The organism is Labrys neptuniae (assembly GCF_040797145.1).
GTDB lineage: Bacteria > Pseudomonadota > Alphaproteobacteria > Rhizobiales > Labraceae > Labrys > Labrys neptuniae.
In genome coordinates this window covers 156,050-178,043 of the sequence record NZ_JBFNQD010000003.1, presented here as the reverse complement: position 1 = coordinate 178,043, position 21,994 = coordinate 156,050, and the positions used below count along the sequence as shown (strand labels likewise).

Below are 21,994 nucleotides of genomic sequence, written 5' to 3'. Positions count from 1 at the left end.
TCAATGCTTGCCGCGCAGCAACCGGATGATAGCGGAGAAATCCTCGGTACCGTGGCCGAGGCCGTCGAACAGGGAATAGAGCTGGGCCGCCTCAGCGCCAAGCGGCGTATTGGCGCCCACCGAGTTGGCCGCTGCCTGGGCGAGCTTGAGATCCTTGAGCATCAGGGCTGTGGCGAACCCCGGCTGGTAGTTGTTGTTGGCGGGGGAGGTGGGCACCGGCCCGGGGACGGGGCAATAGGTGGTGAGGGACCAACACTGGCCCGAAGAGGTCGAGGCGACGTCGTAGAGCGCCTGCTGCGACAGGCCGAGCTTTTCGCCAAGTGCGAAGGCTTCGCAGACGCCGATCATCGAAATGCCGAGGATCATGTTGTTGCAGATCTTGGCCGCCTGGCCGGCGCCGGCGGTGCCGCAATGCACCACGCGCTTGCCCATCACGGCGAGCAGAGGCTCGGCTCGGGCGAAGGCCTCGTCGGCTCCGCCGACCATGAAGGTCAGCGTGCCGGCCTTGGCGCCGCCGACGCCTCCGGAGACGGGTGCATCGACGGCGGCGAGTTTGCGTCCGGCGGCTATGTCATGGGCCTTGCGGGCGCTGTCGACATCGATGGTGGAGCTGTCGATCAGCAGGGCACCGGCCGGCACGAGACTCACCAGCTCAGACCACACCTTCAGCACATGAGCGCCGGCCGGTAGCATGGTGATCACCGCGTCGGCGTCCTCGACTGCTTCCGCGGCGGAGGCCGCGATGATGATGCCATTACCGCGCGCCGTCTCGAGCGAGGCCGGGGACAGGTCGAAGCCGCGTACCTGATGGCCCGCCTTCACCAGATTGGCCGCCATCGGCCCACCCATGTGGCCGAGGCCTATGAACCCTATCTTGCTGCTGGCCATTGGGGACTCCTTCTCGATAGAGCGATTGTAGGTGTTCCCGGGTGCGCGGACGTCTCGTCCGCTCCTGGAAACGCTGAGTTCTAGGGCGAGAAGGTGCGGACGAGACGTCTGCGCAACCGGAATCTGCCCCTGCCGTCGCCATTATCCAAACACCCGGTCCGCCACCGGTTGGATCCAGGCTTCGATATTGCCATCGTCGACCTCGGCGAGGCTCGGCGGCGACCAGCGCGGATTGCGATCCTTGTCGATGATGGCTGCCCGCACGCCCTCGTAGAAATCATGGCCTTGCGCCACCGCGACGGCGGCGGCGAATTCCCGCTCCAGGCACTCTTCCAGGCCCTCGGCCTCGCGAGCGAGCCGGATCAGCCGGAAGGTGAGCTTCAGGCTGGTCGGCGATTTGGAGGCGATGAGGTCTCGCGTCTTCAGGGCGAAGGGCGTGCCATCCGCTTCGAGAGCTTGCAGGATGGCTTCGACGGAAGAGCCGGCAAAGCATTGGTCGATCAGAGCACGATGCCCGGCAAGGCGAGCGGTTTCGGGCTGCATGGCGTGTTTTGCTAGCAAGGTATGGATTGCCGCATTGCCTGTTCCCGGCGTGAGCTGTGTCAGCTCGTCAATCAGCGCGGGAATGCCGGCCAGCGGGATCTGTACATCGGCCAGGCCGGCATAAATAGCGTCTGCAGGTCCGATCGCCTCGCCGGTGAGGGCGAGGTAGGTGCCGATCTCCCCAGGGGCATGGGCGAGCAGCCAGGTGCCGCCGACATCCGGCACGAAGCCGATGCCGACCTCGGGCATGGCGATGCGGCTGCGTTCGGTGACGATGCGGTGGGCGCCATGGGCTGATAGGCCGATGCCGCCGCCCATGGTGATGCCGTCCATCACGGCGACATAGGGCTTGGGAAAGCGGGCGATGCGGGCATTGACACGATATTCGTCGCGCCAGAATTGCGCGCCCGTGCCGTCGGGCGTGCGCTCGCCTTCGTAGAGGGCGCGGATGTCGCCGCCGGCACACAGGCCGCGTTCGCCTTCCCCCGTCAACAGCACGGCCGCGATGACAGCGTCCTTCTCGAAGGCGTCGAGAGCCGGTGCGATCAGATGCACCATGGCGTGTGTGAGGCTGTTCATCGCCTTGGGGCGATTGAGCCGGATGCGGCCGAGCGAGCCGACACGCTCGACGATGACGTCCGCAGATGTTTCGAACTGGGGAAGCCCTTCCTCTGCTGCCATCAGCGGCTCCCCAGCAGGGCACGGGCGATGATCACGCGCATGATTTCGTTGGTTCCTTCCAGAATCTGGTGCACCCTGAGATCCCTGACGATCTTCTCGACGCCATATTCGCTCAGATAGCCATAGCCACCGTGAAGCTGCAGCGCCTGATTGGCAACCTCGAAACCGGCATCGGTGACGAAGCGCTTGGCCATGGCACAAAAGCGCGTCGCCTCGGGGCTCTTGGCATCGAGCGCGCTGGCCGCCCGCCACAGGAAGGTGCGCGCCACTTCCAGTTCCGTCGCCATGTCGGCAAGGCGGAATTGCAGGGCCTGGAAGTCCGAGATCTTCCTTCCGAAGGCTTTGCGCTCGCCCATATAGGCGATCGCCTTGTCGAGAGCCGCCTGGGCGCCGCCGAGTGAACAGGCGGCGATGTTGAGGCGCCCGCCATCGAGCGCCGCCATGGCGATGCGAAAGCCCTGGCCCTCTTCGGCAATGCGGTTGGCGGCGGGAACCCGGACATTCTCGAACATCACCGCGCGCGTCGGCTGGGCATGCCAGCCCATCTTCTTCTCGCTGGCGCCGAAGGAAAGCCCGGGCGTGTCCTTCGGCACGATGAAGGTGGAGATCCCCTTCGGGCCTTCGCCCCCGGTGCGGGCCATCACGATATAGAGATCGCTGGCGCCGGCGCCGGAGATGAACTGCTTCTGGCCGTTGAGGATATAGTGGTCGCCATCGCGCACCGCCCGGGTCGCGAGATTGCCGGCATCCGAGCCATGGCCGGGCTCGGTCAGGCAATAGCTGGCGATCATCTCCATCCCGGTCATCGCCGGCAGCCACTGGCTGCGTTGCTCGGGCGAGCCGTAGGCATCGATGATCCAGGCGCACATGTTGTGGATCGACAGGAAGGAGGCGACGGCCGGACAGCCCAAGGACAGGGCTTCGAAGATCAGTGCCGCATCGAGACGGGTGAGGCCGGAGCCGCCGACATCCTCGCGCACATAGATCGCGGCCATGCCGAGCCCGGCCGCCGCCTTGAGCGTGTCGATGGGGAAATGCTTGTTCTGATCCCATTCGAGGGCGTGCGGGGCGATCGCCTCCGCCGCGAAGCCGGCCGCCATCTCCCGGATCGCCGCCTGTTCGTCGCTGAGTTCGAAATCCATGGTGGTCGCCTTGTTGGAAGGGCGCGTTCTATACCCTCCCCTGGAGGGGGAGGGTCGACGCGCAGCGTCGGGGTGGGGTGAGAACCGCGACAGTCGAGATAGTCACCCCACCCCGGACTTCGTCCGACCCTCCCCCTCCAGGGGAGGGTGGAGAGTGCTACCGCATCGTCGGGATCGAGAAATCCGCGCCGCTCTTGATGCCGCTCGGCCAGCGCGAGGTCACCGTCTTGGTCTTGGTGTAGAAGCGGATCGAATCCGGGCCGTGCTGGTTGAGGTCGCCGAAGCCCGAGCGCTTCCAGCCGCCGAAGGTGTGGTAGGCGATCGGCACCGGGATCGGCACGTTGATGCCGACCATGCCGACATTGACCCTGGCGGCGAAGTCGCGGGCAGCGTCGCCATCACGGGTGAAGATGGCTACGCCATTGCCATAGGAATGCTTAGTCGGCAAAGCGAGTGCTTCCTCGTAGGTATCGGCACGCACCACGGAGAGCACCGGCCCGAAGATCTCCTCCTTGTAGATGGTCATCTCGGGCTTGACTTCGTCGAACAGGCAGCCGCCCATGAAGAAGCCATTCTCATAGCCCTGGAGGCGGAAATTGCGGCCGTCGACGGCCAGTTTCGCGCCCTCGTTGATGCCGATCTCGACATAGCGCTTGACGCGCTCCACCGCCTCGCGCGTGACGAGCGGACCGTAATCGGCGGAGCCGTCGTTGGAAGGCCCGATCTTGAGCGATTCCACCCGCGGGATCAGCCTTTCCATCAGGGCGTCGCCCGTGGCCTTGGTGACGGGAACGGCGACGGAAATCGCCATGCAGCGCTCGCCCGCCGAACCGTAGCCGGCACCGATCAGCGCATCGACCACCTGGTCCATGTCGGCATCCGGCATGACGATGGCGTGGTTCTTGGCGCCACCGAAGCACTGGGCCCGCTTGCCGGTCTGGGCGGCGCGGACATAGATGTATTCGGCGATCGGGGTCGAGCCGACGAAGCCCACGGCGCGAATGTCCTCGTCGTCGAGAATGGCGTCGACTGCTTCCTTGTCGCCGTTGACGACATTGAACACGCCCGCCGGCAGGCCGGCCTCGACGAACAATTCGGCGATGCGGATCGGTACGGAGGGATCGCGCTCCGACGGCTTGAGGATGAAGGCGTTGCCGCAGGCCAGTGCCGGCGCGCATTTCCACAAGGGGATCATCGCCGGGAAGTTGAAGGGCGTGATGCCTGCGACGACACCGAGCGGCTGGCGCAGGGAATAGACGTCGATGCCGGTGCCGGCGCTCTCTGTATATTCGCCCTTGAGTAGATGCGGGATGCCGATGGCGAACTCGACCACTTCGAGGCCGCGCTGGATGTCGCCCTTGGCATCCGGCACGGTCTTGCCGTGCTCGCTCGCCAGGAGTTCGGCCAGGCTGTCATGCTCGTCCCGCATCAATTCGAGGAAGCGCATCAGCACGCGGGCGCGCCGCTGCGGGTTCCAGCCGGCCCAGACTGCCTGCGCCTCGCGGGCGTTCTCGACAGCCGCCCGCAGCTCGGCCTTGCTGGCGAGCGCCACCTTGGCCTGTACATCGCCGGTGGTGGGATTGAACACATCGGCAAAACGGCCGCTGGTGCCCTCGACGCGCTTGCCGGCGATGAAATGTCCGATCTGTCGCATGGCCTGGTCCTTCATCGTGTTGTGAAAATTGTCTTTCCGGGTGCGCGGACGTCTCGTCCGCTTTTTGGAAACGTAGTGTCTGCCGAGAGCAAGAAGCGGACGAGACGTCCGCGCACCCGGAATGCCGCTGCCGCAACCCTATGCGCGCTTCCTCTCCGATGCCATCTCCGGGAAATCGGTCTCGGCGAATTCGACGCCCCGGAACGGGCTTTGCGTGTCTTCCTCCACTTCCAGCCGGCGCAGCTGCACGCGGCGGATCTTGCCGGAGATGGTCTTGGGCAATTCGGTGACGAATTCGATGCGGCGGATGCGCTTGAAGGGGGCAAGACGCTCATTGGTGTAGCGGAAGATCGACAGGGCCGTCTCGCGTGACGGCTCGGCTGCGCCGACCAGCAGCACATAGGCCTTGGGGATCGACAGGCGGATGGGGTCGGGCACCGGCACGATGGCAGCCTCGGCCACCGTCTCGTGCTCGATCAGCACGCTTTCGAGCTCGAAGGGACTGATGCGGTAGTCGGAGGATTTGAAGACGTCGTCGGCCCGGCCAACGAAAGTGAGATAGCCGTCCTCGTCGATGAAGGCGACGTCGCCGGTATGGTAGACCTCGCCCTCCAAGCCTCCGAGTTTGCCGTCGGTGCTCTGGTATCCCTGCATCAGACCGGCCGAGCGTGTGTCGCCGAGCGGCAGGCAGACCTCGCCTTCCGTGGCGGGCTTGCCGTCGGCATCGAGGATGCGGATGTCGTAGCCGGGGAGGGGGCGGCCCATGGCGCCGATCTTGATCGGCTGTCCGGGCGAATTGGCGATCTGGGCCGTGGTCTCGGTCTGGCCATAGCCGTCGCGGATGGTCAGTCCCCAGGCGTTGCGGACCCGTTCGATCACTTCCGGATTGAGCGGCTCGCCGGCCCCGCACACCTCGCGCAGCGAAACCTTGGTGGTGGCGAGCTCCTCCTGGATCAGCAGGCGCCAGACGGTCGGCGGGGCGCAAAGCGTGGTGACCTGGCAGCGTTCGAGTTCGCGCAGCAGCACCTTGGCGCTGAATTGCGGCTGATTGATCACCAGCACCGTGGCGCCGGCATTCCAGGGCGCGAAGAACGAGCTCCAGGCATGCTTGGCCCAGCCGGGCGAGGACACGTTGAGATGAACGTCTCCCGGCTGCAGGCCGAGCCAGTACATGGTCGAGAGCGCGCCGATGGGATAGCTGCGCTGGGAATGGCGCACCAGTTTGGGCTTGGCGGTGGTGCCGGAGGTGAAATAGAGCAGCAGCGGATCGTGCGGGTTGGTCGGGCTATCCGGCGTGAAGGTGGTGGACTGGTCGAAGGCTCCGGCATAGGCGACCCAGCCGGCCTCGCTGCCGGGGCCGACGACGATGCGCTTCACCTCCGGCGGCGCGACGCCTTCGCATTTGGCGAGCTGGTCGCGCTCGGCGATGATGGCGCGGGCCTTGCCGCGGTCGAAGCGATCGGCGAGCTCGTCCGGCGTGAGCAAGGTGGTGGCGGGAATCAGGATCAGGCCGAGCTTGATCGCCGCCAGCGTTGTCTCCCAGATCGCCGGCACATTGCCGAGCAGCACCAGGACGTGGTCACCGCGTTTCAGACCCTGGGCGCGCAGGAAATTCGCCACCTGGTTGGAGCGCCGGCTGAGCTCGCCGAAGCTGAATTTGGTGTCGATGCCGGCTGCGGTGTCGACGATCCACAGGGCCGTGCGGTCCCGGCTTTCGGCAGCGGTGGCGAGCTCGGCATCGAACCAATCGAGCGCCCAGTTGAAGTGGGGCTCATCCGGCCAGCCGAAGCCGGCGCGAGCCGTCTCATAATCCGTGCGATGCTTGAGCAGAAAGTCACGAGCCTGCCGAAAATCGGGCATGAAGGTTTCCTCGTTTCCCTGGAGCGCGGACATCTCAGCGACATGCTGTCATGTCGCGATGTCCGCTCTTGCTTGCCCCAAAAACCGCGCTTCCAAGAGCGGACAGGATGTCCGCGCTCCAGTGCAAGTATTTCAGTTGTGACTAGACCAGCCGTTCCACCGCCATCGCGGTCGCTTCGCCGCCGCCGATGCACAGGCTGGCCACGCCGCGCTTCAAACCGTGGCTTTCGAGGGCGGCCAGCAGCGTCACCAGCACGCGCGCGCCGGAGGCACCGATCGGATGGCCGAGGGCGCAGGCGCCGCCATGCACATTGACCTTGTCGCCAGGCAGATCGAGGTCGCGCATCGCCGCCATCGTCACCACGGCGAAGGCCTCGTTGATCTCGAACAGATCGACCTCGCCGGCCGTCCAGCCGGTGCGATCGAACAATTTGCGCATGGCGCCGATCGGGGCGGTGGCGAAGCGATTCGGTTCCTGGGCATGGCTGGCATGGCCGACGATCGCGGCGAGGGGCTTGAGGCCGCGCTTTTCCGCCTGCGAGCGGCGCATCAGCACCAAGGCGGCGGCGCCGTCGGAGATCGAGCTCGAATTGGCCGCCGTCACCGTGCCGCCCTCGCGGAAGGCCGGCTTCAGCGTCGGGATCTTGTCGGGGCGGGCCTTGCCGGGCTGCTCGTCGACGCCGACCACCTGCTCCGTCTTGCCCGAGCCGACGGTCACGGCCACGATCTCGCTGTCGAAGCGCCCGTCGCGGATGGCGGCCTGGGCTCGGCTCAGCGATCGCAGCGCGAATTCATCCTGTGCCTCACGGGTGAACTGATAGGCCTCGGCACAATCCTCGGCGAAGGTGCCCATCAGCCGTCCCTTCTCATAGGCATCCTCGAGCCCGTCCAGGAACATGTGATCCTTCACGCTGCCATGGCCCATGCGATAGCCGCCTCGCGCCCGGTCGAGCAGATAGGGGGCGTTGGTCATGCTCTCCATGCCGCCGGCCACCACCACGCCAGCCGTGCCGGCGGCGATCAAATCGTGGCCGAGCATGGCGGCCTGCATGCCCGAGCCGCACATCTTGTTGACGGTGGTGGCGGGTGTCGAGATCGGCAGGCCCGCACCCAGCGCGGCCTGGCGGGCCGGAGCCTGGCCCTGGCCGGCGCTGAGCACGCAGCCGAACACGGTCTCCTCGACAGCTTCGGCGGGCAGCCCGGCCCGGGACACCGCCGCCGAGATAGCGGCTGCGCCGAGGCGTGCCGCCGGCAGGCTGGAAAAGGCCCCCTGGAAACCACCGAGCGGGGTCCGCGCGAAACCGACGATCACGACAGGGTCATTCATCTCATGGTCCCTTTCTGCGAAGGAGGATTTTACGCCGATTTCGGCGATGTGTGTGGTCGATCAGCGCGGCGCCATGCGCAGGGCGCCGTCGAGCCGGATGATTTCGCCGTTGAGCATGCGGTTTTCGACGATGTGGCAGACCAGGGCAGCGAATTCCTGCGGATGGCCGAGGCGGGGCGGGAAGGGCACGGTCGCACCCAGCGAGTCCCTGACCTCCTGCGGCATGGCCTGCATCATCGGGGTCTCGAACACGCCGGGCGCCACGGCGACGACCCGGATGCCGAAGCGAGCGAGTTCGCGGGCCGCCGGCAAAGTGAGGCTGGCGACGCCGCCCTTGGAGGCGGCATAGGCGGCCTGGCCGATCTGGCCGTCATAGGCGGCGATCGAAGCGGTGTTGACGATGACGCCGCGTTCGCCGTCCTCGCCGGGCGCGTTGGCGGAGATCGCCCGGGCGGCAAGCCGCGTCATGTTGAAGGTGCCGATCAGATTGATCTGGATGGTGCGGGCGAAGCGCTCGAGATCATGCGGACCGTTGCGTCCGACGATGCGCTCGCTGGGCGCGACGCCGGCGCAGTTGACGAGGCCGTCGAGCCGGCCGAAGGCGCTAAGTGCGGCGTCGACGGCAGCTTGCCCATCCTCGGCACTGGCGACATCGGTGCGCTGGAAGCGGGCCGCAGGCCCCAGCGCGGCAGCGGCTTTCTCGCCGGCTTCGGCATTGAGATCGCAGAGGAGGACGCGCCCGCCGCGGTTCACCAAATCGGCGGCCACCGCATGGCCGAGCCCGGACGCTCCACCGGTCACCAGGAAGACGCGATCTTGGATCTGCATGGCGCGGAACTCTCCCCGTTCGGCTCTTTGAGAGCCGTTGTCGTTGGCAATGATATTACGCGCGTGGGCGGTGGCATTCGATGACCCTTCATGCTTAAAAGCGTGATCGGTTTTGCCATATTGTCGGGATGGGTATGCACGCCAACTTTGCAAGATTTGGCGCGGAATTGGAGGGTCGATCTCCAGATCGACCGTCTTGGCAACGACGTCTTTGCCGAGTGACAGAATGTCGATCTGGAGATCGACACACCGATCGTTCGCCTTCATTCGTGGGACGCGATCCGTGATCGGCCTCGGCTTCATCCAGGATACGCTCGAGCCCCTGCGGCGCGGCGGCTTCGATCTTGCGCCGGCGCTGGAGGCGGGCGGCTTCCGCGAGAGCGAACTTGACCTGCCGGGCTTTCGCCTGTCGGCCGAGCAATATGGCCGCCTGTGGCTCAGCATCGCGCAGATCATGCAATGCGAATATTTCGGCTTCGGCGCTCGCCCGATGGCGCCAGGCAGTTTCGCCATGCTCTGCCACGCGGTAATCTCCAGCCAGACGCTGGAGCACGCCGTCAGGCGCAGCCTGCGTTTCCTCAACCTGATGCTCGCCGAGCCCAAGGGAGAGCTGGTCATCGAGGGAGCGCTCGCCCGGGTAATTCTGCGCGAGATATCCCCGCCGCGCCTGCCCTTCGCCTATCGTACCTATTTCCTGCTGCTGCACGGCGTCGTCTGCTGGCTGGTCAAGCGCCAGCTCGAGATCCGCGAGCTGCATTATCGCGGGTCCCTGCCGGCCGGACGCGAGGACCATCGCGATTTCTTCGGCACCCCCGTCAGCTTCGAGCGGCCCGAAACCATGCTGGTCTTCGACCGCGACATGCTGGCGCTCAAGGTCCGCCAGACCGAAAAGACGCTGCAGGGCTTTATCACCGGGGCACCGGCCAACATTCTGGGGCGCTATCGCTATGACCGCGGTGCCGCTGCCGCCACGCGGCGCTTGCTGCGCGAGCTTCCCCCGGCCGAATGGCCTTCCTTTGCGCAGATGGCCGTGAAGCTGAACCTGTCCGAACCAACCTTGCGGCGCCATCTGGCTGGAGACGGCGAGAGTTTCTCCGAAATCAAGGAGGAGATCCGCCGCAAGCTGGCCTTGGACTGGTTGGCCCGCACCACCAAGCCGGTCGGCCAGGTTGCCGCCGATCTCGGTTATACCGAGCCGAGCGCCTTCCACCGCGCCTTCCATAAATGGGCCGGCATGAGCCCGGGCGAGTTCCGCCGCTCCCGCACCAAATGACGGCTGGGTTTCCGGTTTCGTCATAACTCCTTGGGGTTATTGTTCGATCGCCGGCATCGGCACAAGCTTCCCGGACACAACGATAGGGCGGACGCCGGCAGACCGGCGAACTTGTCACCAGGGGAGAGCGGCGATGCAGGACGTGAAATTGGACAGGGCGTTGGGCCTGTGGTCGGTGGTACTATTCGGCTTGGCCTATATGACGCCGATGATCGTGTTCGGCACGTTCGGGCCGCTGGCGACAGCAAGCCAGGGCACCACGGCGATGTCCTATCTGCTCGCCTCCGGCGCCATCCTGCTGACTGCCCTGAGCTATGGCGTGATGTCCCGGGTCTATCCCGTGGCCGGCTCTGCCTACACCTATGCCCGCCGATCCCTCAGCTCCGGTGTCGGCTTCCTGGTCGGCTGGGCCGTCCTGCTCGACTATTTCTTCCTGCCTATGGTGATCTGGCTGATCGGCGCGGCCTATCTGTCCTCCGCCTTTCCGGCCGTGCCGAGCTGGGTCTGGATCGTGGCCTTCATCCTCACCACCACCGTGATCAACATCCTCGGCATCGCCTTCGCGAGCCGGGTGAATTTCGTGCTGATGCTGGTGCAGCTCGCCGTCGTCGTCGCCTTCATGCTGCTGGCGGCCCGCTATGTCGCCGCGGCGAGCGGGACCGGCGGCCTGGCGGCTGCGGCGCCGTTCTTCCAGGCGAACGTGCCCTTTTCCGCTTCGGTGGCGGGGGCTGCCATCGCCGCCTATTCCTTCCTCGGCTTCGATGCCGTCTCCACGCTGACGGAGGAGACCAAGGATGCCGGCCGTACCATCCCGCGAGCCATCCTGATCGTGGCCCTGGCCGGCGGCGCCATCTTCGTGGCGGCGGGCTATGTGATCCAACTGGCCCATCCCGGCTTCGAGTTCGCCTCCGTCGATGCCGCCGGCAACGAGATCGCCCAGAAGATCGGCGGCGACTTCTTCGTCGTGATCTTCCTGGCGACGCTCGTCCTGGCGCAATTCAGCTCGGGCCTGGCTGCCCAGGCCAGCGTCGGCCGCCTTCTCTACGCCATGGGCCGCGACAACGTGCTGCCTAGCGGCCTGTTCGCCCGCCTGCATCCGAAATGGCAGACGCCCCTCGCCAACTTGGCTTTCGTCGGCCTGGTCGGACTGGCTGCGATCTGGATGGATGTCACGACCTCGACCTCCTTCATCAATTTCGGCGCCTTCCTGGCCTTCACGGCGGTCAATCTCTCCGTGATCGCTCTCTATCTGCGCGGGCATGAAGGCGTCAGGCCGCTGGGCGTGCTGATGGGCGTGATCCTTCCAGCCATCGCGGCGGCCTGCGACCTCTATCTGCTCCTCAATCTCGATGCCCACGCCAAATGGCTCGGCCTGATCTGGCTGGCGCTGGGGGCGGCCTATCTCGCCTATCTGACGCGCATGTTCAGCCAGGCCCCGCCCGAAATGGACTTCGTGGAGGACGCAGCCTGAGCAGGCACTGCTCAGGCTGCGGAAGATTGCCCGGCCAGGAACAGGCGGAACAACTGCCCCTGGCTCGATATCTTCAGCTTTGCGTAGATGTGGCGGCGATGCACCTTGATCGTTTCGGGGGACAGAGAGAGGACGGCGCCGATGGAGAGGCTCGAATGCCCCTTCAGGATCAGCGCCACGATTTCCCGCTCGCGCGGCGTCAACTGGGGATGGGCGATGGCCGCCGAGGGGAGTGCCTCACCGGAGGGGGAGGGCGGGCGTACGGTCCGCCAGTGCCGTTCAGCCAGGCGGCAGATCAGTTCTGCGACGTCGCCGAATTGCTCGATCTGGCGGCGGCGGAACAGCGGGTTCGTGCCGAGGCGACTGATCGAGAGTACGCCGACATGTCCGCTGCCGAGATCAAGCACGAAGCCGATCTCGTCCCTGATGGTCGTCGCGGCATAGTGGACCCGGTAATATTCGGATTGCCTGAAATGATCGGGTGCCAGGTCCTGCATGACGATCAGGCAATCGGCATCGCTCCCCCGGACGGCGTCGTAGAAGGGATCGAGCACATAGGCGCCGGACAGGTATTGATCGACGATGATGCCGCGATCGATGAGGTCGGGCGGGTTGTGGAGATCATGCGCGCGCCCGTCCGGCGCATAGCGAAAGCCGTTCATCATCTCGAAAGGGGCGATCAGGCGCAGGACTGCCTGCAGCGCCGCCGGAAAGCCCGGCGAGCCGATGGACTCGACGGCATCGGCGAGACGGCGGTTCCAGTCCTGGAATGGCGGCGGCATGGTGCTCCCTCGAACTTCCCTGCAAAGACGCATGGACTGGTTGCCAACCCTATGCGCCCGCCTCAGGCCTGCAACAAGCCGGAATGGAGAAGACGATGAATCTGGCCGGCACGACAACATCCCGAACCCATCCACTCGACCTGCCGGCCTACGCGATCGCCGACGGCATTCGGCGGCAGCGCTTCCATGCCGTGGAGGTGGTGGCGGAAGCCCTGCACCGGGCCGAGGCGTGCCAACCTGAATTGAATGCCTTCACATTGCTGCGGCACGAGCATGCCCTTGCCAGTGCTCATCAGGCGGATGAGGCCGCCAGGGCTGGACAGTCCCTGGGAGCCCTGCATGGCGTGCCCTTCGCCGCCAAGGACATGACGCCGACGGCAGGCGATCTCACCACCTTGGGTTCCTGGACGAGCGGAGATCCTGTTCCTACCGAGAGCGCCCTGTGCGTCCGCCGCCTGGAGGCTGCAGGGGGCATTCTGATCGGCAAGACCACCACGCCGGAATTCGCATTCTCCAGCTTCACGCAGAGCCCGCGTTGGGGCGTAACACGCAATCCCCGGGACCCCGAGCGCACGAGCGGCGGGTCCTCTGGGGGATCGGCCGTCGCCGTGGCCATGGGCGTCGTGCCGATGGCGGAGGGAACCGATATGGGCGGTTCTGTGCGCATCCCCGCCGCTTTCTGCGGTGTGGTCGGCTTCAAGCCGAGCCTCGGGCGCATCCCGATGACGATCCTGCCAAGTGTTTTCGACAATATCTCGCATTTCGGGCCTCTCGCGCGCAGCGTCGAAGATGCCATCGCTTTCATGGCCGCGACGGCCGGGTCGAGCGACGAGGACATCCAGTCCCTGCCGCTTCCCTTCGACGGCATGCGGGCACGTAAGGCGGGCCTCGCCGGCCGGCGTTTCGCCTTCTCGCTCGACCTTGGCTTCTATGCCGTCGAGCCGGCGGTGGAGATGGCCATTCGCAGCGCGGTTGAGGACCTTCGCGGGGCAGGGGCCGTCGTCGACGAGATCCCGATCGGCTGGAGCCGGGCCGTGGTCGACCAGTGGTTCGACATCTGGTGCGTCTTCATGTCGGCCTATTTCGGGGGGCGTCTTGCCGCAGGGCGCGGACGCATGGATCCGGCCGTGGTGGCGATGATCGAAAAGGGCCTGGCCATGGACGCCACGCAGTACAAGCGTACTGAATTGCTGCGCACGGCGATGTGGCGGGACATGGCCCGATTGTTCGAAAGCTATGATGCCCTGCTGTGCCCGACCTGCGCCATCGTGGCACCCCCGGTGGAACTGACCGATGACGACTTTGCCGAGAGCCTGCCGGACGGGCGCCTGAAGGGACTGGACATGACGTGCCCCTTCAATCTCCTGCCGCAATGCCCGGCTCTCTCCCTGCCGGTCGATCGCGCCGGCGTCATGCCGGTCGGCCTGCAGATCGTCGGGCGCCGGTACGCGGACGAGGACGTCCTCGCCATTGCGCTGGGCATGGAAAAGGTCCTGGCGTCGTCGCGATAGAACCATCGTGCAGAAAGACAAAGCGGCGGCTCGATGGAGCCGCCGCTTCTGAAATCACCGCTGTATCGTTTCCAGCCAAAAGCCGGGAGCCGTTTTTCGGCCCGGCAGGTCAGGCGCCGAGAGCTGCACTCATGGTCGTCTCGTCGGCCGCCACCTCGAACTGCTTGAAGTTCTCGGTGAACATGCCGACCAGGCGGCGGGCCTGGTTCTCATAGGCCGCCTTGTCCGCCCAGGACTTGAAGGGATCGAGCACGTGGCTTGGCACGCCGTCCACCGCGGTCGGAACCTGGAAGCCGAAATGACGGTCGGTGCGGAACTTGGCCCTGTCGAGGCTGCCATCGAGGGCAGCGTTGAGCAGGGTGCGGGTCCATTTGATCGGCATGCGGCGGCCGGTGCCATAGGCACCTCCGGTCCAGCCGGTGTTGACGAGCCAGCAGGAGACCTGGTGCTTGTCGATCAACTCCTTCAGCAGGCGGGCATATTCGACCGGATGGCGCGGCATGAAGGGAGCGCCGAAGCAGGTTGAGAAGGTCGGCTGCGGCTCGGTCACGCCGCGCTCGGTCCCGGCGAGCTTGGCGGTGAAGCCCGAGAGGAAGTGGTAGATCGCCTGCTCCGGCGTGAGGCGGGCGATCGGCGGCATCACGCCGAAGGCGTCCGCCGTCAGCATCACCACCGTACCGGGATGACCGGCAGCGCTGGACGCCGAGGCATTCTCGATGAAATGCAGCGGATAGGCGGCGCGGGTGTTCTCGGTCTTGCGGCCATCGGTGAAGTCGAGCTTGCGCGTGATCGGGTTCATCGCGACGTTCTCGAGCACCGCCCCGAAGCGCTGCGAAGCGGCGAAGATCTGCGGCTCGGCCTGCTTGTCGAGATTGATGGTCTTGGCGTAGCAGCCGCCCTCGAAGTTGAAGATGCCGTTCGGGCCCCAGCCATGCTCGTCATCGCCGATGAGCGAGCGGTCGGGGGAGGCGGACAAGGTGGTCTTGCCTGTGCCCGAGAGCCCGAAGAACAGGGCCGAGACGCTGCTGGGGCCGACATTGGCCGAGCAATGCATCGGCATGACGCCGCGCGCGGGCAGGATGTAGTTGAGGTAGGAGAACACCGATTTCTTCATCTCGCCGGCATAGGCCGTGCCGCCGATCAGGACGACGCCGCGGGTGAAATCGCAGGCGATCACCGTCTCCGAGCGCAGGCCGTATTTGGCGGGGTCGGCCTTGAAGCTCGGCATGTCGATGATGGTGAGGTCGGGATAGAACCCGGCGAGGTCGTCGGCGGAGGGGCGGATCAGGAGATTGCGGATGAACAGGCTGTGCCAGGCAAGCTCGGTATAGACCTTGACCTTGATGCCGTTGTCCTCGTCGGCACCGGCATGCAGGTCCTGCACGAAGAGCTGCTTTTCCGTCGCATGCCAGAGCATGTCGGCCAGCAGTGTATCGAAGGCGGCGCGGGAGATCGCGTTGTTGTTGGCCCACCAGATCGAGTCCTCGGTCTCGCGCTCGCGGACGATGTACTTGTCCTTCGGGGAGCGGCCGGTATGGCTGCCGGTATCGACGACCAGGGCGCCACCGGGGCTGAGCAGGCCCTCGCCGCGGCGAATCGCGACTTCGACAAGCGAAGGTTCGTCGAGATTGGCGTGGAGCGCGCCGAGATTGTTGAACTGGATCGGCTCGATCTCGTCCTTGGCTCCGCCTTCCACAACATGAAGTTTCATATCACGCTTCCTCATATTTGCCGGTCTCCAGGCTTCATGGCCCGGCCCTGTTCTCACGGGCAGTACCGCAACAATCGTTCATCGCCGCGTCGAGAGCGGCGGGAGGGCGGCTGCTTCCCATTCAAATGCGACCTTAGCACGGCAGACCCGTGGACGTGTCATGCGAATGTTGCGGCGAAATGCATCGGTCGCAGGATCGTGGCCGGCATCGGTATTGATATGACAAATGACGCCGAACAGCGCACGCGGAAAGGTCCGCGAGCGCCTCGAAGCCGTCTAATACTTTGAGAGATCATTGAAATTTACGGCGTCGTCCGCCCGAAGGCGCCGAAAAGCCTGTTCGGCTTCAGTCTTCGCGCTTCATGCGCTCGCGACGTTTGATTTCCGCCGGGCTTGGCTCGGCAAGTTCGAAGGTGCCTATTGGCACGGATCCGGCTGGTTCATAGGTGGCGATGATAACGCCGGTGCTCGAAACCTCGTGGCTGGTCAGTTTCAGGGCGCCGGACGGCGTGCCTGTGCCGAACAGGCGCTTGCCCTTGCCGAGTACCAGCGGGAAGGTCATGATGAAAAGCCGGTCGATGAGGCCCGCGGCCAGCAATTGGGGGTAGAGCGTCGTGCTGCCCTGGACGAGGATGTCCGGCCCTTCGCTCTGTTTCACCTCGGCGACGGCGGCGATGTCGGCGAGTCGATGGCTGTTCTGCCATTCGAAGGGCTCGCTGCCGTGCGTGACCACATATTTGGCCGCCTTGGTGAAGGCGGGGCCGATGGGATCCTCCGGACCGACAAAGGGCCAGTGGGCCGCGAAGATCTCATAGGTCTTGCGCCCGAGCAGCAGGTCGAAGGGATTGCTGAACAGGCCACCCATCGCCGTGCCCATCGTGCCGTCCCAGAAGGTCGCCGACCAGCCGCCGAGTTCGAAGCCACCGGTCGGGTCCTCCGGCGGGCCGCCGGGGGCCTGCATCACACCGTCGAGAGACTGGAATATGCCGCCGATGATCTTGCGCATGGGAAGATGTCCTCTGGTTGCCATGGTTTGGATGGGAAGACGCGATGCGGGGCGGCATCGCACTCTGCCCCAAGGACGGACGGGAGGGCCTTCTCCCGACAAGGAGTGAATTATTTCGTCCGTTCCCTGCCGTCCTGCGTGGTCACTTGCGCGAGGCACCGGAGGAAAGAGCCAATTGCAGCAGGATCTCCTGATGAACGAGGCAGTCGCCACGCCCGACGGATGCCTTGGTTGCCTGGCCGCCGAGGGCAAGGGCCGGCGCGAAATAGAAGCACTCGCCAGGGGAGAGCGGCCGCTGGTTGACCGTCGAATAGAGTTCGTAGAAGGCGCGCGGATTCTCCTGCAGGAAGGCTTTGAGATCCTTGGTGAAGAAGTCGTCCACGGACCAGGTGATGGCCGAACTGCCGCGATAGTGGATGCTGAGAAAGACCACGTCGCTGCCGTTCTTCCAATTGGCTTCGAGCCCGTTTTCGGCGGCCCTCTGCCGCAGGTCCCGAAAATAGATCAGGTCGCCGAAGGCGGTGCGCGCAATGGGGACTCGCGTGGGGTCGGGCTGTTGGAGCAGCAGCCAGCGGGCCAGCATCGTTTCGGCCTCGCGTGGATCGAGGAAAGTGATGAAGCCATTGCCGAAGGACCCGAAGCCGACCCTTTGCCAGAACTCGATCAATCTGGGATGGACGTGTTCCTTCAGCGCCGGCGACAGTTCACCGTGGAAGGGGCGTACGTCATTGCCGGGCGGGAAGTCGCTCAGAAAGGCCTGGAAGTCCTTCGATCCATCCTGGGCAAGGCTCGGCCGGGGCGCAGCAAGCAGGCCCAGCAAGCCGAGCAGAATCATGAGGATGCGCATAGGGAAGCCTTCCTGCCCGGTGTTGCGTGCGAGGCCTGCAATGTGACGATACGGAAGATTCCTGGCAATTAGGAGTTTGGCGGCCAGCTTCGATTGGGGGAGGCTCATGGAGCGGTGCGGACAATCGCTTCCTTAAATCTCTTCCAAATGGGGTTGCCTATTTTTTGTCCATAAGGTCAATATTGCTGCCAGCCGCACGGGCAATCCGGGGTTGCCCTCCGGAGTGGTGAAGAGCAGGAGATGATCCCGCTTTTTTGCTCGCAAGTGGCAATCGGCTCGGTTTGAAATATTCCAACCGGGGCGGCGAGCCGGTAACGTGATAAAATAGAGACTCTCGTCGCAGTGGCACGATCATTGCTGTGAACGGGGGCGAGCAGGGCGGAACGGTTCACCGTATTCGCCGGGGACGAACCAGAGGTAGAGCCGGCATGCAGGTTGAGGGCGTGGATCGGAAGCTTGGTGCCGTGAGGGAACGAACGGCCGCCGGCGAACCCGTGATTGCGGTCGAGGATCTTTCCTTGACCTTCGACACCGGGGACGGGCCGGTCTATGCGCTCTCCAAGGTCGATCTCACCGTCAATGAAGGCGATTTCGTCTCCTTCATCGGGCCTTCGGGCTGCGGCAAGACCACCTTGCTGCGCGTCATCGCCGATCTCGAGCGCCAGACCTCCGGCTCGATCAAGGTCAATGGCCTGACCCCGGAGCAGGCGCGGCTGGGGCGGCATTACGGCTATGTCTTCCAGGCGCCGGCGCTCTATCCCTGGCGCACCATCGAGCGCAACGTCATGCTGCCGCTGGAGGTGATGGGTTTTCCCGCCGCCGAGCGCAAGGAGAGGGCGGCCCGCAATCTCGAACTGGTCAATCTCAAGGGCTTCGAGAAGAAATTTCCCTGGCAATTGTCCGGCGGCATGCAGCAGCGTGCCTCGATCGCCAGGGCGCTGTGCTTCGATCCCAAGCTGATGCTGATGGACGAGCCGTTCGGAGCGCTCGACGAGATCGTCCGCGACAAGCTCAACGACCAGCTCCTGCATCTGTGGCGCACCACCAGGAAGACGGTGGTGTTCGTCACCCATTCCATCCCCGAGGCGGTGTACCTGTCCACCAAGATCGTGGTGATGTCGCCCAGGCCCGGCCGTATCATCGACATCATCGACTGCAACTTCCCGCGCGACCGCACGCTCGACATCCGCGAGACGCCTGAATTCCTCGAAGTCGCCCATCGTGTGCGCGACGGCCTCAGGGCAGGGCACTCCTATGACGACTGAGGTGCTTGCCGCCCGTACCGCGCCCTCGCTGGGGAGCCGCCTGATGGCCGGCAAGGCGGGTCCAGTGACCGTGGTCGTGCTCGCGATTTTCGCGGTGTGGTATCTCGCCTGCCTGCCGATGAACGGCTCAGCGCTGCAGCGTGCCATGCCCGATGCCGCCAGCCGTCCGCTGATCGAGCAGTTCATCGCCGCCATCAATCTGCCGGACGGCAACCTCGCCGCGCCGCACCAGATCATCATGACCATGGTGCAGGGCCTGTTCTTCGAGCCGCCTCTGGGCCGCCGCAGCCTCGTCTATCATGGCCTGATCACGCTTTCCTCGGCGATGTCGGGCTTCGTGCTCGGTGCCGTGCTCGGCATCGTGCTGGCGGTGCTGATCGTGCATTACCGTTCGATGCGCCAGAGCCTGATGCCTTGGGTGATCGTCTCTCAGACCATCCCGATCCTGGCGCTGGTGCCGCTGCTGACCGCGATCACCGGCCGGCTCGGCGCGCCCATCCTGGTGCCGAAAGCCCTGATCGCCACCTATCTCTGCTTCTTTCCCGTGACGGTAGGCATGGTGAAGGGGCTGATGTCGCCGGACCTGATGCAGCTCGATCTGATGCGCACCTATGACGCCTCGAAATGGCAGACCTTCTGGAAGCTGCGCTGGCCGGCGGCGACACCCTATATGTTCGCCAGCCTGAAGATCGCCATCGCCGGCTGCATCGTCGGCGCCATCGTCGCCGAGATGCCGACCGGCGCCCAGGGCGGGCTCGGCTCGCGCCTGCTCGCCGGCTACCAGTACAACAATCTGCGCCTGGTGCTCTGGGCTTCCCTGTTCACCGCGGCGCTGCTCTCGGCGGCCCTGATCGGGCTGATCGGCCTGATCGAGCGTCGTACTCTGGCGAGAATGGGCGTGAAAGGAGAGCAGGCATGACGGCCTTCCAATCGCGCGGATGGCTTATTGCAGCAGCGCTTATTGCTGTAAGTGCCCTTTTCCCTTTGGGCGATGACACCGATGCCATTTCGATTCAGATGGTCAGCTCAGTCTATATCGTTGGGGTTCTCTATTTGGGGGCCAGCCTTCATGGGAAGCGCTATGGTGGATGGCTTTTTAGTCTACTTCCGCTTTCTTTTGCCGCCGTCGTCACCCTGACGATAATTGTCCACTCACCAGGCGTCGCAGGGGTGGCCAACTGGGGCTTCTGGTTGAAGGCGATTGGGCTGTGGCTTGCCGCCTGGATGCTGGTGGACATGATCGCCAATACCGGTGATGCACGCCGCACCTCACGTTGGCGGAATCTCGCGCCGATGATCCTGTTCGGCGCGACCTTGCTGATCCTTTGGGAGTGGCTGGTCGTCGGTTTCGGCATCTCCCCCATCATCCTGCTGCCGCCTTCGGCCATCGGCCAGGCGGTGGTGGCGCAGGCCAATACGCTTGCCACCGATTTCGTCTGGACCTTCCTGCACGAGGTCCTGCTCGGCTGGCTGATCGGCTCCGGCTCGGGCTTCCTGGTGGCGCTGGTGGCCGACCGCGTCCCCTTCCTGCGGCGTGGGCTGCTGCCGCTCGGCAATGTCGTCTCGGCCCTGCCCATCGTCGGCATCGCGCCGATCATGATCTGGTGGTTCACCTATGACTGGCCCTCCAAGACGGCCGTCGTGGTGGCGATGACCTTCTTTCCGATGCTGGTCAACACGGTGGCGGGCCTGGCAGCCAGCGGTTCCCTGGAGCGCGACCTGATGCGCTCCTACGGCGCCAGCTATTGGTCGACGCTGGTGAGCCTGCGTCTTCCCGCTGCGATGCCCTTCATCTTCAACGGCTTGAAGATCAATTCGACCCTGGCGATGATCGGCGCGATCGTCGCCGAATATTTCGACGGCCCCACCATCGGCATGGGCTTTCGCATCAACACCCAGGCGGCGCTGTCGCAGACCGACATCGTCTGGGCCGAGATCGCCGTGGCCATGGTGGCCGGCTCCCTATTCTATGGCCTCATCGCTGTCATCGAGCGGGCCGTGACGTTTTGGCATCCCTCTTACCGGCGCGCGTGACGCAGGACGAGGTTAACAGAGGAGTGGACGGAATGAAGAAGGCACTACTGGCCGGCGTCGCTTTCGCGCTCGGGCTTGGCGCGATCAGCGCGGCGCAGGCGGCCGACAAGGTCACGCTGCAGCTCAAATGGGTGGTCCAGGGGCAGTTCGCCGGCTATCTCGTGGCCAAGGACAAGGGGTTCTACAAGGAGGCCGACCTCGACGTCACCGTGGCGCCAGGTGGTCCCGATATCGCGCCGGAAACGGTGATCGCCAACAAGCAGGCCGATGTGATCGTCGACTGGATGCCGGCAGCGCTGGCCGCCCGCGAGAAGGGCGTCGGTCTCGTCAACATCGCCCAGCCCTTCAAGCGCTCCGGCCTGCAGCTGACCTGCCGCAAGGAATCCGGCGTCAAGACGCCGGCCGATTTCAAGGGCAAGACGCTGGGCGTCTGGTTCTACGGCAACGAATATCCGTTCAACGCCTTCATGGGCAAGCTCGGCCTCAAGCTCGACGGCTCGGCCGACGGCGTCAAGGTGATCAAGCAGGGCTTCAACGTCGATCCGCTCCTGCAGAAGCAGGCCGACTGCATCTCCACCATGACCTATAACGAATATTGGCAGGTCATCGAGGCCGGCGTGAAGGCCGAGGATCTGACCGTCTTCAACTACACCGACCAGGGCGTGGCGGTGCTCGAGGATGGGCTCTATGTGATGGAGGATCGCCTCAAGGATCCGAAATTCGTCGAGACCATGGCCAAGTTCGTCAAGGCCTCGATGAAGGGCTGGGAGTATGCCAGGGCCCATCCGGACGAGGCCGTGAAGATCGTGCTCGACAACGATGCCTCCGGCGCCCAGACCGAGGTGCACCAGACCCACATGATCGCCGAGGTCAACAAGCTGACGGAAGGCTCCGACGGCACGCTCGATCCGGCTGCGGCGGAAGGTACCGTCAAGACGCTGCTCGGGGCCGGCGGCGACAGCCCGGCCATCACCAAGGCGCCCGTGGGCGGCTGGAGCTCGGCGGTCACCGACGCGATGAAGAAGCTGTGAGGAAAGCGTATTCGTAAGGCACTGCGCTTTGTCATCACCGGACTTGACCCCACCGGACTTGATCCGGTGGCGATCCAGCGGGTGCCAAGGGCATCGTGTCGGCGTGAAGAACTGGATGCCCGGGTCAAGCCCGAGCATGA

At 64.9% G+C, this 21,994-nt stretch carries 18 protein-coding genes; 7 read left to right on the top strand and 11 right to left on the bottom strand.

Translation table 11 applies throughout. The annotated features are described in order from the left end of the window. The 7 genes from mmsB to ABXS05_RS11545 form a co-directional block, all read right to left on the bottom strand. Positions 1 to 1,011, bottom strand: coding sequence for a 3-hydroxyisobutyrate dehydrogenase (gene mmsB, locus ABXS05_RS11575; protein ID WP_496204186.1), 1,011 nt, complete (start codon positions 1,009 to 1,011; stop codon positions 1 to 3). 18 nt (positions 1,012 to 1,029) lie between these two features. Then, entirely contained in the window at positions 1,030 to 2,112 is a 1,083-nt protein-coding gene (locus tag ABXS05_RS11570) for an enoyl-CoA hydratase/isomerase family protein (protein WP_367624023.1), read from the bottom strand. Next, complete coding sequence (locus ABXS05_RS11565; RefSeq protein WP_367624022.1) at positions 2,112 to 3,254, bottom strand: isobutyryl-CoA dehydrogenase; 1,143 nt, start codon at positions 3,252 to 3,254, stop codon at positions 2,112 to 2,114. Before ABXS05_RS11565 ends, ABXS05_RS11570 begins: the two co-directional genes overlap by 1 nt. Before the next feature lie 157 nt (positions 3,255 to 3,411). Further along, on the bottom strand, positions 3,412 to 4,908 hold the full coding sequence (locus tag ABXS05_RS11560; protein WP_311933321.1) for a CoA-acylating methylmalonate-semialdehyde dehydrogenase: 1,497 nt from the start codon (positions 4,906 to 4,908) through the stop codon (positions 3,412 to 3,414). A gap of 138 nt (positions 4,909 to 5,046) precedes the next feature. Beyond that, positions 5,047 to 6,768 carry an AMP-binding protein gene (locus ABXS05_RS11555; protein WP_367624021.1) on the bottom strand — a complete coding sequence of 574 codons (1,722 nt, stop codon included), beginning with the start codon at positions 6,766 to 6,768 and terminating at the stop codon, positions 5,047 to 5,049. Between the two features lie 142 nt (positions 6,769 to 6,910). Next, positions 6,911 to 8,095 (bottom strand): acetyl-CoA C-acyltransferase, encoded by a 1,185-nt coding sequence (locus ABXS05_RS11550; protein ID WP_367624020.1) that lies wholly within the window; start codon positions 8,093 to 8,095, stop codon positions 6,911 to 6,913. Positions 8,096 to 8,155: 60 nt separating this feature from the next. After that, on the bottom strand, positions 8,156 to 8,923 hold the full coding sequence (locus tag ABXS05_RS11545) for a 3-hydroxyacyl-CoA dehydrogenase (RefSeq protein WP_367624019.1): 768 nt from the start codon (positions 8,921 to 8,923) through the stop codon (positions 8,156 to 8,158). Between the two features lie 283 nt (positions 8,924 to 9,206). Between ABXS05_RS11545 and ABXS05_RS11540 the strand changes: the two genes are divergently transcribed. Together ABXS05_RS11540 and ABXS05_RS11535 are read left to right on the top strand one after the other, a co-directional pair. Continuing rightward, positions 9,207 to 10,196, top strand: a complete 990-nt coding sequence (locus tag ABXS05_RS11540) for an AraC family transcriptional regulator (protein WP_367624018.1) — start codon at positions 9,207 to 9,209, stop codon at positions 10,194 to 10,196. 133 nt (positions 10,197 to 10,329) lie between these two features. Further along, positions 10,330 to 11,667, top strand: a complete 1,338-nt coding sequence (locus ABXS05_RS11535) for an APC family permease (RefSeq protein WP_367624017.1) — start codon at positions 10,330 to 10,332, stop codon at positions 11,665 to 11,667. Between the two features lie 11 nt (positions 11,668 to 11,678). Here ABXS05_RS11535 and ABXS05_RS11530 read toward each other — a convergent pair whose 3' ends face one another. Further along, positions 11,679 to 12,449, bottom strand: a complete 771-nt coding sequence (locus ABXS05_RS11530) for a helix-turn-helix transcriptional regulator (RefSeq protein ID WP_367624016.1) — start codon at positions 12,447 to 12,449, stop codon at positions 11,679 to 11,681. Positions 12,450 to 12,544: 95 nt separating this feature from the next. Between ABXS05_RS11530 and ABXS05_RS11525 the strand changes: the two genes are divergently transcribed. After that, a complete protein-coding gene (locus tag ABXS05_RS11525) occupies positions 12,545 to 13,960 on the top strand; it encodes an amidase (RefSeq protein WP_367624015.1) in 1,416 nt (471 codons plus the stop codon). Between the two features lie 109 nt (positions 13,961 to 14,069). On the opposite strand, the gene ABXS05_RS11520 is transcribed toward ABXS05_RS11525, so the two are convergent. The 3 genes from ABXS05_RS11520 to ABXS05_RS11510 form a co-directional block, all read right to left on the bottom strand. Then, positions 14,070 to 15,671 carry a phosphoenolpyruvate carboxykinase gene (locus tag ABXS05_RS11520; RefSeq protein ID WP_367624014.1) on the bottom strand — a complete coding sequence of 534 codons (1,602 nt, stop codon included), beginning with the start codon at positions 15,669 to 15,671 and terminating at the stop codon, positions 14,070 to 14,072. A 346-nt stretch (positions 15,672 to 16,017) separates the two neighbouring features. After that, positions 16,018 to 16,677, bottom strand: coding sequence for a dihydrofolate reductase family protein (locus ABXS05_RS11515; protein WP_367624013.1), 660 nt, complete (start codon positions 16,675 to 16,677; stop codon positions 16,018 to 16,020). Positions 16,678 to 16,819: 142 nt separating this feature from the next. Further along, positions 16,820 to 17,524 carry a GAD-like domain-containing protein gene (locus ABXS05_RS11510; protein WP_367624012.1) on the bottom strand — a complete coding sequence of 235 codons (705 nt, stop codon included), beginning with the start codon at positions 17,522 to 17,524 and terminating at the stop codon, positions 16,820 to 16,822. 464 nt (positions 17,525 to 17,988) lie between these two features. On the opposite strand from ABXS05_RS11510, the gene ABXS05_RS11505 reads away from it, so the two are divergent. From ABXS05_RS11505 to ABXS05_RS11490, 4 genes are read left to right on the top strand one after another with little or no spacing between them, the layout of a single operon-like run. After that, positions 17,989 to 18,789 carry an ABC transporter ATP-binding protein gene (locus tag ABXS05_RS11505; protein ID WP_437178652.1) on the top strand — a complete coding sequence of 267 codons (801 nt, stop codon included), beginning with the start codon at positions 17,989 to 17,991 and terminating at the stop codon, positions 18,787 to 18,789. After that, positions 18,779 to 19,708 carry an ABC transporter permease gene (locus tag ABXS05_RS11500; protein ID WP_367624010.1) on the top strand — a complete coding sequence of 310 codons (930 nt, stop codon included), beginning with the start codon at positions 18,779 to 18,781 and terminating at the stop codon, positions 19,706 to 19,708. Before ABXS05_RS11505 ends, ABXS05_RS11500 begins: the two co-directional genes overlap by 11 nt. Continuing rightward, positions 19,705 to 20,823, top strand: a complete 1,119-nt coding sequence (locus ABXS05_RS11495) for an ABC transporter permease (RefSeq protein ID WP_367624009.1) — start codon at positions 19,705 to 19,707, stop codon at positions 20,821 to 20,823. Before ABXS05_RS11500 ends, ABXS05_RS11495 begins: the two co-directional genes overlap by 4 nt. 32 nt (positions 20,824 to 20,855) lie before the next feature. Further along, positions 20,856 to 21,854 (top strand): ABC transporter substrate-binding protein, encoded by a 999-nt coding sequence (locus tag ABXS05_RS11490; protein ID WP_322431144.1) that lies wholly within the window; start codon positions 20,856 to 20,858, stop codon positions 21,852 to 21,854. The last annotated feature ends 140 nt before the right edge of the window (positions 21,855 to 21,994 follow it).

What these genes read in the sequence shown, in the direction of transcription:
- ABXS05_RS11560 (WP_311933321.1), bottom strand. Translation starts at nt 4,908, where the DNA reads ATGCGACAGATCGGACATTTCATCGCCGGCAAGCGCGTCGAGGGCACC.
- ABXS05_RS11565 (WP_367624022.1), bottom strand. Translation starts at nt 3,254, where the DNA reads ATGGATTTCGAACTCAGCGACGAACAGGCGGCGATCCGGGAGATGGCG.
- ABXS05_RS11545 (WP_367624019.1), bottom strand. Translation starts at nt 8,923, where the DNA reads ATGCAGATCCAAGATCGCGTCTTCCTGGTGACCGGTGGAGCGTCCGGG.
- ABXS05_RS11510 (WP_367624012.1), bottom strand. Translation starts at nt 17,524, where the DNA reads ATGCGCATCCTCATGATTCTGCTCGGCTTGCTGGGCCTGCTTGCTGCG.
- ABXS05_RS11535 (WP_367624017.1), top strand. Translation starts at nt 10,330, where the DNA reads ATGCAGGACGTGAAATTGGACAGGGCGTTGGGCCTGTGGTCGGTGGTA.
- ABXS05_RS11555 (WP_367624021.1), bottom strand. Translation starts at nt 6,768, where the DNA reads ATGCCCGATTTTCGGCAGGCTCGTGACTTTCTGCTCAAGCATCGCACG.
- ABXS05_RS11490 (WP_322431144.1), top strand. Translation starts at nt 20,856, where the DNA reads ATGAAGAAGGCACTACTGGCCGGCGTCGCTTTCGCGCTCGGGCTTGGC.
- ABXS05_RS11520 (WP_367624014.1), bottom strand. Translation starts at nt 15,671, where the DNA reads ATGAAACTTCATGTTGTGGAAGGCGGAGCCAAGGACGAGATCGAGCCG.
- ABXS05_RS11525 (WP_367624015.1), top strand. Translation starts at nt 12,545, where the DNA reads ATGAATCTGGCCGGCACGACAACATCCCGAACCCATCCACTCGACCTG.
- ABXS05_RS11550 (WP_367624020.1), bottom strand. Translation starts at nt 8,095, where the DNA reads ATGAATGACCCTGTCGTGATCGTCGGTTTCGCGCGGACCCCGCTCGGT.
- ABXS05_RS11530 (WP_367624016.1), bottom strand. Translation starts at nt 12,449, where the DNA reads ATGCCGCCGCCATTCCAGGACTGGAACCGCCGTCTCGCCGATGCCGTC.
- ABXS05_RS11570 (WP_367624023.1), bottom strand. Translation starts at nt 2,112, where the DNA reads ATGGCAGCAGAGGAAGGGCTTCCCCAGTTCGAAACATCTGCGGACGTC.
- ABXS05_RS11500 (WP_367624010.1), top strand. Translation starts at nt 18,779, where the DNA reads ATGACGACTGAGGTGCTTGCCGCCCGTACCGCGCCCTCGCTGGGGAGC.
- ABXS05_RS11495 (WP_367624009.1), top strand. Translation starts at nt 19,705, where the DNA reads ATGACGGCCTTCCAATCGCGCGGATGGCTTATTGCAGCAGCGCTTATT.
- ABXS05_RS11515 (WP_367624013.1), bottom strand. Translation starts at nt 16,677, where the DNA reads ATGCGCAAGATCATCGGCGGCATATTCCAGTCTCTCGACGGTGTGATG.